Genomic DNA, 16,014 nt, shown 5'->3' with positions numbered 1-16,014 from the left:
GTATAGATACATTTAGTAAAAAATAAATTTACTAATAGCCCATGTGAATTTCTGCGGCACTTTCTTGGTTAAATTGACTATTGTAAAGATCCGCATAGAAACCGTCTTTAGCCATGAGACTATCATGGTTACCGTGTTCGATAATATCACCATTTTTCATGACTAGGATGATGTCGGCATTACGGATGGTTGATAGGCGGTGGGCAATGACGAAGCTGGTGCGGTTCTCCATGATCCGGTCCATTGCAGATTGAATTAATTGCTCTAAGCGAGTATCAACCGAGGAAGTTGCCTCATCGAGAATAAGAATATCAGGATCAGATACGATCGCTCGGGCGATGGTCATGAGTTGCTTTTGACCTAGGGAAACGTTGCTGCCTTCCTCATTGATTTCCATATCATAGCCGCCAGGTAGGGTACGGATAAAATGATCAACATTGGCTATCTTAGCAGCATCAATCACTTCATAATCACTGGCTTCTAAATCGCCAAGGCGAATATTTTCACGGATAGTATCTGTATAGAGCCAGGCATCTTGTAGGACCATCCCAATATGGCTTCTCAAATCGTGTCGGCTGATGTCCTTGATATTAATGCCATCAACATTAATTGACCCGTCCTGGACATCGTAGAAGCGCATGAGTAGGTTAATCAGGGTGGTTTTACCTGCTCCAGTTGGACCAACAATGGCAACTGTTTGACCGGGTTCTACGGTAAAGGAGACATCGTGCATTAAGATATTATCCTCATCATAGGCAAATTTCACATGGTCAAAGCTGATTTGTCCCTTAATTGTTAGAGGGAGATGTTCAGTCACTGGTTTTTGGTAAACTTCTTCTTCACCAAGGAAAGTGAAGATCCGCTGACTGGCCGCTACGGCACTTTGAATCACCCCGATAAGTTGGGTGATGGTTTGGATGGGTTGGTTAATTTGCCAGACATATTGGACAAAGGCTTGTAAGTTACCAATGGTTAATTGTTGGATAAAGACGAAATAAGCACCTAGCCCAGTGATTACAATATAAGCTAAATTAGAAATAAAGCTTAAGATGGGTTGGAGAATTTCAGCTAGGAATGCAGCTTTAAAGCCAACTTCCTGCAGATTTTGGTTACGTTTTTCAAATTCATCAACCGACTCGTTTTCTTTGTTATAGACCTTTATTTCGGTGTAGCCGGATAATTGTTCTTGAGTATAGCCAAAGAGGTGCCCCAAAGCATCTGCTTGTTTTTTAAAGATTGGTTGGGAATAATTCAAAATAGTTTTTGCACTCAAGTAAGTGATAGGCATCGAGATGACACTAACCAGGGCCAGCTTCCAATGCAAAATAAACATACTGATTAAGGCAAAACTAATTTGTAAAACGCCGGTTAATAGGGGAAGAACTGATTGCTGGAGGGCGTTGGATAAGGTATCCACGTCGTTAGTCATACGGCTAAGAATATCGCCCGTTTGATTTTTATCGAAATAGGAAACAGGTAGGCGATTTGCTTTATGACTAATGGCATTACGCAAATCATAAATCGAATGCTGCACGACTTCAGTTAACCAGTATTGACTGAGGTAAAAAGAACCATGGTAGAAGATTCCCCGTAGAAAGTAGAGGGCCATGATCTTTAATAAGTAGTCATAGTTAATTCCAGCTCCTGGCACATTATTCATGATGGCTAAGATATTTTTAGAGATTTCAGTAATTGCTAAGCCTAGGACAATTGGTTCAAGGACATTTGATAGACATAGAACGATTGTACAAATAACACTTAAACTGAACTTAAAGCGGTAGGGAGAAATAAAGTGCCAGAGACTCTTCATTAATTGACGATTATTCTCCATATTCTAATTCCTCCTTGGTAAGTTGTGACGAAGCAATTTCATAATATAGCGGAGAGGACTTTAATAGTTCCCTGTGGGTGCCTTTTGCGGCTATTTGACCATGGTCTAAAACGATAATTTGATCAGCATTGATGATGGTGCCGACTCGTTGGGCAATAATAATCGTTGTCGCGTCTTTCGTTTCTTCCTTAAGCGCTTGGCGTACAGCAGCGTCTGTTTTATAATCCAGAGCGGAAAAACTATCATCAAATATATATATTTCCCGGTCCCCAATAATTGAACGGGCAATGGATAGGCGTTGGCGCTGGCCACCTGATAGATTAGTGCCGCCTTCGGTCAATTCTGTATGGTAACGAGTCGCCAGCCGATTGATAAATTCACTAGCTTGTGCGATCGAAGTCGCGTGGTCCATATCTTCCTCGTCAGCATCAAACTTACCATAGCGAAGGTTGGTGGCAATTTGACCAGAGAAAAGGTTGGCTTTTTGGGGCGTGTAGCCTATTTTAGAGCGTAGAACTTGTAAGTCTAGGTCACGAATATCAATACCATCGAGCTTAATTTCCCCACTGGAGACATCATAGAAACGGGGGATTAACTTCACAATGGTTGATTTTCCCGACCCAGTGGAACCGATAAAGGCAATGGTTTCCCCAGCCTTTGATGAGAAGCTAATATCTCTTAGGACGGGTTCATCAGCATCCGGATAAGCAAAGTCGACGTGATTGAATTCTAAGCGCCCACTACCATCAGTTTCCATAATCGGATTTTCAGAGGGAGGGACGGTTATTGGTGTATGCATGACTTCATCGAGTCGCCCTGCTGAAACAACTGCTCGTGGATACATCATGAAAATATTAGCAAAAATGGTTAAGGAGAAGAGAGCTAGCCATACGTATTCAATAAAGGCAACTAAGGTCCCAACTTGAACACTTCCCCTAGCGGCAAAACCGGCACCAAACCAGACGATTAATATGATAGTAATATTCATGATTAAAGAAAAGAGAGAGGGCGTAATGGCCATGGTTTTAAACAGAAGACTAGAGTATTGCCGGTAAGTATGGTTGACTTCTTCAAAACGTTCTTCGAAAAATTGTTCCCGGTTAAAGGCACGAACGACTCGAGTACCAGTAATATTTTCTCTGAGAATCCGGTTAATATTATCTAAAGTTTTTTGTTGGGCACGGGAAATCGGCAAGGTTAACCAGGCAATAATGATAATCATGGCCACTATCATAGGTGCCACGGGGAAAACATACAAACCTAATTCGGGCGAAGTCCGTGTAATCATATAAATACTAATAATGATCATCACTGGTGCAGTTGCCAAAGTCCTAAGAGTCATTTGAGTAAACTGCATGAGGATAAAAGCATCGGAAGTCATACGGTTGGTTAAAGAGGGTACCCCGTAATCTTGAAACTCGTGATGAGAAAGCTTAAGCATTTTTTTAAATAAATCATTACGTAAATTCATTGTCATCATCGTTGACAACTTACTAATAAAATAAGAGCCAAAAATCTGTCCAGCAATACCTAAACAAGAAATAAAGAGCATAATTGCTAGGAAAAATAAAGGTTGGATAAGTCACCTGGTATTAATGCGTTATCAATAATCATTGCTAACATGGTTGGTAAACCTAGGTTAACCACTGAAAACATCAACATACCCAGGAAGATAAATACTAACTCTTTCTTAAAGGGTTTGATGTAAGACCAAATATATTTCATAAAAACTCCCCTCAATAGATAAACTATTTACCATCATAAAAGACGATAGAAAAATTAGACAATAATTGTTTTCACACTAAATATATAATAAAAAAGAAACATTGATAGCCCCATTTATCTGCCTTTCAGTCTAGGATTATGCCTAACTTTGGGGCTTTTTTATTGTAATCAACTCAAGGACCGGGCGAACGTATTTGATCGAGCGGGAGTGTATCAGATTTGATCGAAAGATAGATTATCATTTTTAACTTAAAACTATTGATTTTTAGGTCGTCCCTAACTAATATTAAGTCAATAAAAATATAACTTACAAAAAATTAGTTAAACTTCAGTTTTATTTATTTGGGGAATTGGAGTTTTACTAGTAAGGAGGAAAACAAAATGAGTAAGAAGGAATTAGTAAAAACAGTCTTTGATGGCCATCAAGCTGAGCGGACGCCGGTTGGTTTCTGGCACCACTTTGTAGAAGATGTTTACCATGCTAATGCGTTGAAAGATGATCACATCAAACCAGCTAATTTAGCTGGCCACCAGCAATTTCTTAAGGATATTGAGCCTGACTATATAAAGATAATGACTGATGGTTATTTTCAATATCCTAATGAAAAGTTACAAAAAGCTGAGCATTTATCGGAAGTTGGAGAAATTGAACCGCTAGCAAATGATGATCCTTGGATTCAAGAACAAATTCAGTTTGCCAAGGAGGTCGAAGCCCTACATAAGAACCAATTGTATAGTTTTTATAATATTTTCGGTCCATTAACTACCTTCAAAATTTTATATGATGACCAAGATGAACGTGTCAGCCGGTTCTATCAGGAAGATCCTGAACTTTTCGCAAAAATTTTAAAAGTCATTGCGGGAGATATTCAAAAGGTCATTGAAGGGATCTTATCAGAGACTACCGTTGATGGCATCTATTATTCTACCCAAGATTTACAAACCGATGATTTCACTGATAAAGACTTCATTGAACTGGTTAAGCCATTGGATACTGCTTTATTAAATCGTGCTAAAGAACTTAAACCTCACCATATCCTCCATGTTTGTGGTTACTTAGGCGCCCATAACCGATTAGAAAAATTTGCTGACTATCCAGCCAGTGCGGTTAATTGGGCAACTGGGCCGGAAAAATTATCAATTGAAGACGGTAAGAAAATTTTTAAAGATAAGGTTGTTGTGGGTGGTTTCCAAAATACTGCAGATGACCTCATTTACAAAGGAACAGAGTCAGAAATAAAAGCTTACACCAAGGAGCTAATTAAAGAAGCTGGAGATACGCCTTATGTGATCGGAGCGGATTGTACCATTCCAGCAGATACACCAAGAGAACATTTTGACTGGGTTCGCCAAGCAAGTATAGAGGAGGCAGCTGAAAATGAAAATAAAAAATTATTCATCGGTATTTTAGTGGCGGTAGTCGTTGTATTAGCCAGCTTCTTAATCAGAAACCGTAGTAGTGAACCAAGTAAAGAAAATTCCCGTAACGTTAAGGTGGCTTTTTGGCAAAATTATTATCCCTATAATTTCGTGAATGATAAGGGGGAGGCCGATGGTTATGAGGTTGCCGTTTTTAGAGAAGTTGAAAAGAAGTTGCCACAGTATCACTTTGACTTTGTTCCCACCTCTAATGAAGACTTACTTATTGGATTAGAGTCAGGTAAGTATGACGCAGGGATTAAGGGATGCTGGTATACCGATGAGCGGGCTAAGAAGTTTATTATTCCTAAAAACTATCATGGGGCGAGTGTGATTGGATTGACCATTCGTTCCGAAGATAAGGATAAATATAAAAACATCGATGATTTCGCTAAGGCTAAGGGGAGATTAGTTCCTATTTCGCCACAAAACGGTCAATACGATGTGATTCAAGATTATAATCAAAAGAATCCTGATCATCCTATTGACTTGGTGCCTGCTGATCAATTTGACCTATCTGATGCCTATGGTTGGGTGCTTGAAGGACGTTATGATGCTTACTTCTCTATTGACCTATCCTATAAAAAGTCTGTAGAAGATGAAGATGGTCCTTATCATGATAAAGCTGATCAATTAACTTATGTGACTTATAAAGGGATTCCAATCTATCCTTTATTTGAACGGACTGATGAAAATGAACAATTAGTCAAAGATTATGATCAAGCAATTAAAGAACTCCGTGAAGATGGGACATTAGAAAAATTATCCCAACAATATTTAAATAAGAATGTATTTGATTATATTAAAGATTAAAAATGGCAATGCGATGTAAGACGAAGATGTGTTACTTAGCCCTGATTAAGTCTAGATGAAATGAAGTCTTCTGAATAATAATTTTTAGAGTAGGCGGTCAGTTCAATCTATGTTTCAGGGCTATTGCCATTCACTGACTAGTGTAGAAAGGAGATAATATGGTTAATTTTGATGTAAAATCCATATTCCCTTTATTTAAGGAATTGATACCATTTATACCAGTATCATTATTTATATTAATTATTTCCTTTACCCTTGGCAATTTACTAGGACTTATTCTAGCTTATGGCTTAGAAGCAAAGCAAAGATGGTATCAGCAAATAACGAAGACTTATATATTTATTATGCGCTGTACGCCGCCAATAGTGATGATATTTCTAGTGTTTTATGGTTTACCCCAGCTATTGAAGTGGTGGCTTAAGATTAACATTCATGATTTCTCACAAGCAGTCTTTGTCATTATTGCCTTAACTTTGCTATATGGAGCCAATATTTCTGTTGTGTTCAAAGCAAGTTATGATGCGGTCAATAAGGGGCAAAGGGAGGCTGGCTTAGCTTTGGGCCTGTCAGAAGCTAGGACTTTCTTTAGAATCCTACTGCCTCAAGCCTTAAGGATTGCCCTACCAAATATTGGTAACTCGACGGTTTCTTTATTAAAAAACACTGCCCTAGCTTATACCATTGGATTAATTGATGTCATGGGGGCAGGGCAATTATTTATTAATCGAAATATGGGTAATTTTTCCTTAGAAACTGATTTGGCCGTAGCCATTATCTATTGGATTATTGCTGGATTAATTATGGTTTCTATTCATCTATTAGAAAAAGAAATTTCTAAAGGGGAGGTATAGGGCGATGAATTGGGATTTTATTATTGATACATTTTTTGCTTCCTTAAAAGGAATTCCTGTGACCCTTAGTATTATGCTGGTAGCGGTATTATTTTCTATCGCCCCTGCTTTATTGTTTGCCTTAGCTTTACAGAGGGAGCTGCCAGTCATTAGTAAGTTTATTCAAGTTTACTTAGCGATCATACGCGCTACTCCCTTAATTGTTCTTATTCTGTTCTTTTACAGTTTACTGCCTAGCCTTTTAAATCAATTCACCAATTTAATTCATGTTGAGGTGGACGTCTTTAATTTTAATCCGATTATCTATGCCTACATTATCTTCTGCTTAATTGCGCTAGCATCCTTAACTGAGATCTTTCGGTCTGCCTTAATGGCTGTTGATTATGGCCAGTGGGAAGCAGCCCTAAGTGCCGGTTTAAGTCCCTGGAAAAGTTTTGAAAGAATTATTTTTCCGCAATTGCTTAAAGTCGCTCTACCTTCATTTATCAATTTGATTATTGAACTGGTTAAGGGAACTTCTTTAGTCTTTGTGATGACGGTGCAAGATATCACAGCTATTGCAAAGACTGCAGCCGCTTATTCCTATAATTTTACCAGTGCTTATATTGTTATCTTTGTTATATATTTAATACTTTGTGGCTTAATTCAATATCTTGGACAGGTCATTAATAAGTATTATCTATCCCATGCCTAGGAGTGATTAATGATGTTAAATGTTAAAAATATCCACAAATCCTTTCTTGGTCAAAAAATATTGAAAGGAATCGATTTAACAGTTGATTCTGGAGATGTGATTGCTATTCTGGGCCCTAGTGGGTCAGGAAAGACCACCCTTTTACGGTGTTTAAATTTCTTAGAAAAGGCAGATCATGGTGAATTTGGCCTCTTAGGAGAGCATTATGACTTAAGCAAAATTACTCGAAAAGAAATTTTGAAGATCAGACAACATATTGGTTTCGTTTTTCAAAATTATAATTTGTTTAATAATAAAACGGTTTTAGAAAACTTGCTAGAACCCCTGGTTACAGCGCGAGGCTGGGCAAAGGATGAAGCAGTTGCTCGAAGTGAAGAAATCCTTGACTGGGTAGGAATGGCAAAACTCAAAGACCGTTATCCTAATCAACTCTCTGGCGGACAACAACAAAGAGTGGGAATCGCTAGAGCAATCGCACCTAGCCCAGATCTCATTCTTTTTGATGAACCGACTTCAGCTTTAGATCCGGAATTAGTCGATGGGGTTTTAAATATCATGACTGAACTCGCGAAAAAGGGAACGACCATGGTCGTTGTGACCCATGAAATGTCCTTTGCTAAGAATGTTGCTGATCATATTATATTTATGGAGCAGGGAGAAGTGATTGAAGAGGGAGACCCTTACAGTTTCTTTAATGCTCAGAAAAATCAAAGAGTTCATAAGTTTCTCAATGTCTTAGATCGCTTTTAAGATGATGTCGTCCAAAAAGGCCCGCGCTAGCTTTGTCAATGAGCTAGTGCGGGCCTTTAATGGTGCCTGAAATGCTATCTTATTGATATAAGGCATCTACCCGAGCTTGGGTATCCTCGTTATTGAGATATTCTTCATAACCGGTTTCAATCCGGTCAACTAAGCCGTTAGGACTGACATGGATCACCCGGTTTGCAATGGTTGAGAGAAATTCTCTATCGTGGGATGAGAATAATAGGACGCCTTTAAAGCGGATTAAGCCATCATTCAAGCTGGAAATCGATTCCAGGTCAAGGTGGTTAGTCGGATTATCCATCACCAGGACGTTAGCCTTGGAAAGCATCATTCTAGAGAGCATACAGCGGACTTTTTCGCCCCCAGATAGCACATTAACGTGTTTATTCACGTCATCACCGGAGAAGAGCATCCGTCCTAAGAAACTTCTCAAGAAGGTATTGTCTTGTTCTTCAGGCGTTTTAGCATATTGGAAGAGCCATTGCAATATTGATTGATCACTATTTTCAAACTCTTTTGAGGTGTCACGCGGCAGGTAACTTTGACTGGTGGTTACTCCCCACTTGAAGCTACCAGAATCAGGCTCCATTTCACCCATTAAAATTTGGAAAAGGGTAGTAACAGCGACATCATTGCGACTGACAAAGGCTACCTTATCATCATTTTTTAGGTGGAAGGTAATATTATCTAGTACTTTGACGCCATCAATTGTTTTAGAGAGGCCTTCCACGGTCAAGACATCATTACCAATTTCACGTTCTGGTTCAAAACCAACATAGGGATATTTACGACTTGAAGGTTGAATATCATCAAGTTCGATCTTATCCAGCATTTTCTTACGGGAAGTTGCTTGCTTTGATTTGGAAGCATTGGCTGAGAAACGAGCGATAAAGGCCTTTAATTCTTTAACTTTTTCTTCTTTTTTGGCATTGGCATCGGCTTGTAATTTAGCTGCTAACTCACTGGATTGCTTCCAAAAGTCATAGTTTCCCACGTAAAGTTTAATTTTACCAAAGTCAACATCACAGATATGGGTACATACTTGGTTTAAGAAATAGCGGTCATGGGAGACCACGATAACTGCGTTAGGGAAGTTAATAATATATTCTGCCAGCCATTCGATGGAGTCTGCATCTAAACCATTGGTTGGTTCATCAAGTAAAAGAATATCCGGATTTCCAAAAAGCGCTTGAGCTAAGAGTACCTTAACTTTATCGCGTTCTTCGAGTTCACTCATCAGTTGATAGTGTTTATCTTCTGCAATTCCTAAGCCTTGGAGTAACTGAGAAGCCTCGGATTCAGCCTCCCACCCATTCATTTCCGCGAATTGGGCTTCAAGTTCACCGGCACGAATACCATCTTCTTCACTGAAGTCACTTTTTGCATAAATGGCATCTTTCTCTTCTCTTATTTGGTAGAGTTCTTTATTTCCCATGATGACTGTATCAATTGGGCTATATTCTTCAAAGGCAAAGTGGTCTTGGTTTAAAACCGAAATCCGTTCGTTGGCTTCTTTACTGACTTCACCAGTAGAAGGGGCAATTTCTCCTGATAATATTTTAAGAAAAGTTGACTTTCCGGCCCCATTGGCACCGATGATACCATAGCAATTTCCGGGATTAAATTTTAAATTAACATTGTCATAAAGTTTGCGGTCAGAAAAATGTAGGCTAACATTTGAAACTTGTAACATGATGATTCCTCACTTTTTTTGATGATCGAGTAGTTTCAGTCACTCATACTGACTAATCATAACGAATTAAAACTTTGATTGCAAACAGTAAATGAGAAGAAAAAGCTCTAATTTGTCCTGATAAGGGCAGTGTGATATGATAAAAAATGTAAGCGATTTATATAAATACATGGAATGAAGGAAGTGACCCAGTGAAATCAGTTGTTATCTTTGATATGGATGGAACCTTAATTGATACAGAATCTGTCTACCTTAAGGCCTATCAAGAGGTTTTTCAAGCGCGAGGAATAGAATTTACCGATCAGGAATACATTGACCAGCATGCTGGTCGAACAGCAGCAGCCTGCTTACAAGCCCTAGTGGAAAAAACAGGTAGCCAAGATTTAGCTAAAACGCTTTTCAATGAAGCTGAGCAAAGATTTGGTGAAATTGAGGCTGAATCCGGTATTGACAATAAAGCCGGTTTACTAGAGACTCTCGAGGCTCTTAAAGACATGGAAGTTACCATCCATGTGGCTTCTTCCAGTAATCGCTCAGAAGTGATTTCCAGGTTAAAAGGAGCTGGAATTAGTTCATATATCGATGGTTTTACTTCTGGGGATGAAGTCACACATTCTAAGCCTCATCCTGAAATCTTTTTAAAGGCCTTAGAGAAGACAGGGCAAAGTAAGGATAGTGCTTTAATCATTGAAGACTCCGTAGCGGGGGTTGAAGCTGGTTTTCGTTCGGGGATTGATACCATCATGGTACCTGACTTAGTCGCAGCTAGTGAGAAAAATAAGGCGCAGGCGCTTGCCATTGTTGATCGCTTAGACGATATCCTTAACTATGTTAAATAATCTGGCTAAAGCACTTTACTAGCGGTATGAGATATCAGTAAACTGAATAATTTAGTCTATTTTATGCAAAAGCGACAGGGGTCTAATTCCTGTCGCTTTTGTGTTTATTGCATTTTACTATCATTGGCTGATTGATTCATTATATTATTTTGGAGGTAGTGAATAATTTTATCAGTTCCTCGGTCAATTTGTTGGTAGGTGGTTTGAAAGTCTTTGGTTAACATCGGATCATCAACGTCAGCTTGGTCTTCAAGGAAATGAGAGAAGGGGACGATTTTAGAAAAATAACTTTCTCCCAAGCGCTCTCTAGTGGCATCATAGATAGTAGTATCCATACAGATTATCAAGTCGAAACGCTTAGCATCCATGGGTTTGAGAAGGCGACTCTTTAGTCCTTGATAGGGTATTTGATGTTCCTTGAGCAGCTGTATTACACGAGAATCCGCCTTATCACCATTGCGCCAATTTTCAATGGAAGCGGAGTCAACTTTTATGGACTGCGAGAAGTGGGCTTGCTTAATTTTTTCACGTAGCAGGGCTTCTGCTAATGGGGAACGACAAATATTAGCTAGGCAAACAAAAAGTATGCTTTTGCCTTTTGGGGAAATTATTTTTTGCCAGCTAGACTTTAGCTGCTCTCTTAGCTTCTGCCAGTTAGGAGACTTAGTCGCCATAGGGTGCTTTTCCCCATTGCGTATTAGTCTGACTCAAATCCAGGGCTTTATAGATGGCATCAGCGACACCGCCTTCGTTATGAGGACTGGTGACATAGTCAGCGATTTCTTTAACGGCGGGATCAGCATTAGCCATGGCGAAGCTATAGCCGGCCATTTCCAGCATTTTTAAATCATTTAAATTATCACCAATAGCCATGATATTTTTAGGATTATAGCCATGGGCTTGGCAGTACTTGGCGACAGCCCCACCTTTATTGGCTGTTTTAGCTGAAATTTCCAAGTTTGACTTAAAGGAAGAAGTGATATAAATGTTATCATAGCGCTGACTTAATTCCTGCTGAATCGGATGGAGGACTTGCGGTCCCTTTTCATGAATAAAGACTAATTTGAGGATGTGCTGGCCTTCTTCTTCAATGAGGTCAGTTAAATCATCAATATATTCAATGGAGTTAACCTCATTCGATTGGCTGGCCCGACTAAGGGTTTCTTCAAAGCTCAATTCAGGAGACATTCTTTGAATCATATCTGCAATATAATGAAGGCGTTGGTGCTTTGAATTGGAGTAGACGTTCTTTGAAGTCATGGCTTCCATGTAATAGCCATGTTCACGTCCATAGAGAATAATCTCTTTAGCGACTTGGTCATCTAAGTCAATTTCATACTCTACCTCACCTTCTCGGTCAAAAAGAATGGCACCATTTAAACCGATAATCGGGCAGCGAATACCGGCTTCGTCTAAGAGTACCTTGGCTTCATGGAAGTTTCTTCCGGTAGCAACAATAAATGGGATACCTAATTGGTAGGTATGCATGATGGCCTCACGATTGCGTGGGTGGATGTGCATGGTCCCGTCCAATAATGTTCCGTCCATATCAGAAACAATTAATTCCAGCATAAAAATCTCCTTTTTTATAAAATCCGTTATAACTATGGCTATTGTAACATTTTAAAAAATGGTAGACTAGGTATAAGTTAAGTGATAAAGGAAAGGGGAAATCAAGCGTGCATACAATCATTAATAACCAATGGCAAGAGGCCTTAGATCCAGTTTTTGAAAGTCCTGCTTACCAAAAATTAAGAGAGTTTCTAAAAGATGAATATCGTAATCAGGTGATCTACCCAGATATGTGGCATATCTATGAGGCCTTTAAGTTAACCCCTTTTGACCAGGTAAAAGTCGTTATTTTGGGGCAAGACCCTTATCATGAACCCCATCAAGCCCATGGACTAAGCTTTTCGGTACAGAAAGGGGTGGCGATTCCGCCTTCTTTAAACAATATCTACCAAGAGCTAAGCAATGATGTTGGTTTTCAACCTGTTCATCACGGCAATTTAACTGAGTGGGCCGAGCAAGGAGTCTTATTATTAAACTCTGTTTTAACAGTACGTCAAGGGAAGGCCCATTCACATCGCGGACGAGGTTGGGAAGAAGTCACCGACTTTGCTATCAAACAATTAAATAAGCGTAATCAACGAGTTGTCTTTATTTTATGGGGAAATGCGGCTAAGTCGAAGAGACGATTTATCGATGAAAATAAGCATGCTGTTCTAACTTCTGTCCATCCTAGTCCCTTATCAGCTTACCGAGGCTTCTTTGGTTCTCGACCCTTTTCCAAGGCTAACCAACTCTTAATTGAGAGCGGGCAAAGTCCAATTAATTGGCAACTCAGTGAATAAAAAAATTACCCAATATCTTTGTGACACTCGCATTGGCCAGGGATGCAATGGCAAGTGACAGTTGGGACAAGTTCTTTATCTCTCAGGGCTTGGAAAATATTGTCTTGCATGCCTTGGTCCAGGTCACTTTGTTTGATCATGTCAATGATTAATTGGTCGGCGTGGGTGCGACAATGTTGCTTGAGTAAATTATTAATATCAGCCACTTGGCTACTTGCTTCAGAAATTAGAGGATGGTAGAGATACTGTCCTCCTTTTTTTCAGTCGCTAGATAGCCTTTATTGACTAAACGATGTAAGAGGGTTTTGATGGTTGTGGGTTTCCAACCCGTCTTTTCGCTGAGGCTATCGATTACAAAACGACTGGTGGTTGCTCCTTGAGCCCAAATCACCCGGAGAACTTGGTGCTCACTGTCGGTTATGGAGTTTTTCTTAGTCATATGTTTCACTTCCTTAGAGAATAATTATTTTAGTTTGCTTGTTTGGGCAGACTATGTTGACTTGTCCAAGTCAGAATATCACGGTAAACGACTTCTTCATTGTCATAAAGAAAAAGCTCATGACCACGTTTTTCATAAATTTGAAAAATGACATCTTGAAAATGAGCTTGTTCCAATTCCTGGTAGGCCCCAGAAAGTTTTTTGCTTGGACCAAGCAAAAAATCATTGGCTCCATTCATAAAATAAAGGGGGAGATGGGGGTTAATCGTCTTGGCCCAACCTTTTTTGGTAGCGGAGTCGACTAACCTAATTAAATGCCAAAAGCCATCATTAGTAAAAGGAAAACCATCCAGGGGATAGTCTACTTTTTCTGGTTGAGGGTACCAATATTTCAAGATCCGTAAATCGCGCTCACTAGGCTGGCGTTTAAATTGGGTAAAAAGACCACCAAATAAGAAACGGTGCAAAAAGAAATTGGTCGCTTGCGGACGACTGAGCTTAGTCAATAGGGGGCTCAATAATTTTCCAAAATCAATTACAAAAGAATGATCGGCGCTACCGGAGAGAATGGCTCCGGAGACCATGTGACTATATTTTTGTAGAAAAAGCCGAGAGATAAAAGACCCCATGGAATGTCCAATCAGAAAATAAGGAATATTGGGATTCACTGCTTTGACATCGCAAATCACGCGGTAGAGGTCTTCTACCAGAATTAACTTCATATTATATGGTCCAAAATAGCCTAGGGAGTCATGGGCTTTTGCATACGGACCATGCCCAACTTGATCATGGGCAATGAATGTGATGCCTTGAGACTGAAACCATTCACCCATGGGCTGATAGCGGATGGCACTTTCAGACATTCCATGCACGTAGTGTATGATGGCCTTGGGATGGTCAGCTGTCCAGCTGTAGTAATCTAAGGGGTGTTTATCGGGGTGGGAAGATTTTAAATTGTAATGTTCTTGATACATGGTCGAATCCTTTCTCTTGTGGCTACTATTATATAGGAAAATTTTTAGAAGGTAAAAGTTAGGCTAGTCAGACAATAGCCTTGCCTAATATTGGCGTTCGTGGTAAATTTAACTATTAATAAGCCAACTTGTAGTAATCCTCATTTTAAAAGGAGTTTGATAATTATGAATTTTGTCTATATTTCCCCATATTTTCCTCAAAATTTCCAAGAATTCGCTGTTAAACTTCATCAAAATGGTGCAACAGTATTAGGCATCGGGAGTGAAGCCTATGATATTCTACCGGCGTCTCCTAAAGAAGCCCTGACAGAATATTATCGAGTGGATAATTTAGAAGATACTTTAGCTGTGAAGAAGGCAGTGGCTTTTTTCTTCCATAAATATGGTCCAATCGACCGGATAGAATCCCAAGAAGAATATTGGCTAGAACTAGATGCTCAATTACGTGAGCAATTCAACATTGCTGGGATGAAACCTAAGGAACTGAAGAAAATAAAACACAAATCAGAAATGAAAAAATACTTTAAGAAGGCTAAGTGCCCAGTAGCCAAGGGGCGTTTAGTCAGAACCAAAGTTAGTCTGAAGCGGGCAGCTAAGGTCTTAGGTTATCCAGTTGTCTTAAAACCAGATGTTGGGGTAGGTGCTGGTAATACTTACCGAATTGATAACGATGGTGATTTGGAAAAATTTGAAGCCCAATGGGACCACACGACGCCTTACTTTATGGAAGAGTTTATTGAAGGTGGGCAGCTATGTACTTTTGATGGTTTATTGGACCAAGAAGGTAATATTGTTTGGTATGGAAGTCTAACCTATGAAGAACCAACCTTGGATTGGGTCACTGGTGACCGTGATGGGGTCTACTGGATTGAAAAAGAAGTCGATCCAAAACTCAAAGAAATTGGCGAAAATGTTGTTAAAGCCTTTGGAATTAAGGAGCGTTTCTTCCATATCGAATTCTTCCGGATGCCGGATAATTCTTATTTGGGTATTGAGTATAATAACCGTGCTGTCGGTGGCTTTGGTCATGATGCCTATGACTACGCCCATAGTATCGACTTATATGATATGTATGCCAAGGTTGTTTTAGACAAAGAAATTCCTGCTAACCCCAATAATTCACGCTATTGTGTGGTGACATTTAGGCAGGCAGATAAAAATTACCAACATTCAGTTGCTGACATTAAGGAACGCTATGCTAATGATGTTAAAGCCGTTAAAGACCTACCTAAGGTCTACCATGATTTGTTAGGTAGTCAGTTATTTGCTATCCTATGTGACAATGACAACGAGCGTCAAGTAATTACGGATTACATTCGTGCCTAGCGTCAGCTTATTCTTCCTAACTAGAAAAGAGAATATAAGAGCAGAGCTAAAAAGAGCTGGTTTCAAATGGAATGACTCCAAAAGTTAGATGCTTAGTCCGACTTATTGGAGCCACCATAAATCACCAGCTCTTTTTTTGATGAATTCTCTTTAATAGTAAAAAGTCAATAAAGAGAGTGTGACAAAAGTCAAAAGAGCCCTGAAGGGCTAGGCATACTATATCTGTAACTCGCTCTTGGCTTCGAACAGCTATAGCAACTGGAACAAAGTATGGAAGATAGGCACAAGCCT

14 protein-coding genes and 2 pseudogenes are annotated in these 16,014 nt (G+C 39.4%); 8 read left to right on the top strand and 8 right to left on the bottom strand.

The genetic code is table 11. The features are described from left to right. Positions 1–31 precede the first annotated feature (31 nt). Both HMPREF9243_RS05895 and HMPREF9243_RS05890 read right to left on the bottom strand, forming a co-directional pair. A complete protein-coding gene (locus HMPREF9243_RS05895; protein WP_013669081.1) occupies positions 32–1,831 on the bottom strand; it encodes an ABC transporter ATP-binding protein in 1,800 nt (599 codons plus the stop codon). Continuing rightward, positions 1,821–3,556: pseudogene (locus HMPREF9243_RS05890) on the bottom strand (ABC transporter ATP-binding protein). The gene HMPREF9243_RS05895 and the pseudogene HMPREF9243_RS05890 overlap by 11 nt, the downstream one beginning before the upstream one ends. A 381-nt stretch (positions 3,557–3,937) precedes the next feature. Here HMPREF9243_RS05890 and HMPREF9243_RS10730 point away from each other — a divergent pair. The 5 genes and pseudogenes from HMPREF9243_RS10730 to HMPREF9243_RS05870 form a co-directional block, all read left to right on the top strand. Continuing rightward, positions 3,938–4,897: pseudogene (locus tag HMPREF9243_RS10730) on the top strand (uroporphyrinogen decarboxylase family protein); the annotation flags it as partial. 18 nt (positions 4,898–4,915) lie between these two features. Then, positions 4,916–5,788, top strand: coding sequence for a transporter substrate-binding domain-containing protein (locus HMPREF9243_RS10725; RefSeq protein ID WP_049776797.1), 873 nt, complete (start codon positions 4,916–4,918; stop codon positions 5,786–5,788). Between the two features lie 158 nt (positions 5,789–5,946). Then, the gene (locus HMPREF9243_RS05880) at positions 5,947–6,639 is read left to right on the top strand and encodes an amino acid ABC transporter permease (RefSeq protein ID WP_013670050.1); all 693 of its coding nucleotides are present in this window, start codon (positions 5,947–5,949) and stop codon (positions 6,637–6,639) included. 4 nt (positions 6,640–6,643) lie between these two features. After that, positions 6,644–7,333: an amino acid ABC transporter permease gene (locus HMPREF9243_RS05875; protein WP_013669102.1), complete on the top strand. Its 690-nt coding sequence runs from the start codon at positions 6,644–6,646 to the stop codon at positions 7,331–7,333. Positions 7,334–7,345: 12 nt separating this feature from the next. Next, positions 7,346–8,083 carry an amino acid ABC transporter ATP-binding protein gene (locus HMPREF9243_RS05870; protein ID WP_013668510.1) on the top strand — a complete coding sequence of 246 codons (738 nt, stop codon included), beginning with the start codon at positions 7,346–7,348 and terminating at the stop codon, positions 8,081–8,083. 79 nt (positions 8,084–8,162) lie between these two features. On the opposite strand, the gene HMPREF9243_RS05865 is transcribed toward HMPREF9243_RS05870, so the two are convergent. Beyond that, positions 8,163–9,791: an ABC-F family ATP-binding cassette domain-containing protein gene (locus HMPREF9243_RS05865; RefSeq protein ID WP_013670132.1), complete on the bottom strand. Its 1,629-nt coding sequence runs from the start codon at positions 9,789–9,791 to the stop codon at positions 8,163–8,165. A gap of 191 nt (positions 9,792–9,982) precedes the next feature. On the opposite strand from HMPREF9243_RS05865, the gene HMPREF9243_RS05860 reads away from it, so the two are divergent. Beyond that, on the top strand, positions 9,983–10,630 hold the full coding sequence (locus HMPREF9243_RS05860; protein ID WP_013668754.1) for an HAD family phosphatase: 648 nt from the start codon (positions 9,983–9,985) through the stop codon (positions 10,628–10,630). Positions 10,631–10,734: 104 nt separating this feature from the next. Here HMPREF9243_RS05860 and HMPREF9243_RS09960 read toward each other — a convergent pair whose 3' ends face one another. Continuing rightward, a complete protein-coding gene (locus HMPREF9243_RS09960; protein ID WP_013669483.1) occupies positions 10,735–11,304 on the bottom strand; it encodes a low molecular weight protein-tyrosine-phosphatase in 570 nt (189 codons plus the stop codon). After that, positions 11,294–12,202, bottom strand: a complete 909-nt coding sequence (locus HMPREF9243_RS05850) for a Cof-type HAD-IIB family hydrolase (protein WP_013669615.1) — start codon at positions 12,200–12,202, stop codon at positions 11,294–11,296. The genes HMPREF9243_RS09960 and HMPREF9243_RS05850 overlap by 11 nt, the downstream gene beginning before the upstream one ends. A gap of 107 nt (positions 12,203–12,309) precedes the next feature. Here HMPREF9243_RS05850 and HMPREF9243_RS05845 point away from each other — a divergent pair, with 107 nt between their 5' ends. Further along, positions 12,310–12,984: a uracil-DNA glycosylase gene (locus HMPREF9243_RS05845; protein WP_013668485.1), complete on the top strand. Its 675-nt coding sequence runs from the start codon at positions 12,310–12,312 to the stop codon at positions 12,982–12,984. A 5-nt stretch (positions 12,985–12,989) separates the two neighbouring features. On the opposite strand, the gene HMPREF9243_RS09955 is transcribed toward HMPREF9243_RS05845, so the two are convergent. Genes HMPREF9243_RS09955 through HMPREF9243_RS05835 form a run of 3 tightly spaced genes read right to left on the bottom strand, consistent with a single transcriptional unit; the run spans position 12,990 to position 14,397 of the window. Beyond that, positions 12,990–13,190, bottom strand: a complete 201-nt coding sequence (locus HMPREF9243_RS09955) for a hypothetical protein (protein ID WP_049776767.1) — start codon at positions 13,188–13,190, stop codon at positions 12,990–12,992. 20 nt (positions 13,191–13,210) lie between these two features. Further along, positions 13,211–13,423, bottom strand: a complete 213-nt coding sequence (locus tag HMPREF9243_RS09950) for a BlaI/MecI/CopY family transcriptional regulator (RefSeq protein ID WP_049776766.1) — start codon at positions 13,421–13,423, stop codon at positions 13,211–13,213. A gap of 29 nt (positions 13,424–13,452) precedes the next feature. Continuing rightward, positions 13,453–14,397 carry an alpha/beta hydrolase gene (locus HMPREF9243_RS05835; RefSeq protein WP_013668800.1) on the bottom strand — a complete coding sequence of 315 codons (945 nt, stop codon included), beginning with the start codon at positions 14,395–14,397 and terminating at the stop codon, positions 13,453–13,455. A 165-nt stretch (positions 14,398–14,562) separates the two neighbouring features. Between HMPREF9243_RS05835 and HMPREF9243_RS05830 the strand changes: the two genes are divergently transcribed. Then, positions 14,563–15,723 (top strand): acetyl-CoA carboxylase biotin carboxylase subunit family protein, encoded by a 1,161-nt coding sequence (locus tag HMPREF9243_RS05830; protein WP_013668913.1) that lies wholly within the window; start codon positions 14,563–14,565, stop codon positions 15,721–15,723. Positions 15,724–16,014: the final 291 nt, after the last annotated feature.

The sequence above is a fragment of the Aerococcus sp. Group 1 genome (genome assembly GCF_000193205.1).
Lineage (GTDB): Bacteria > Bacillota > Bacilli > Lactobacillales > Aerococcaceae > Aerococcus > Aerococcus urinae_A.
The sequence above is the reverse complement of the archived record's forward strand: the minus strand, read 5'-3'. Positions and strand labels throughout refer to the sequence as shown.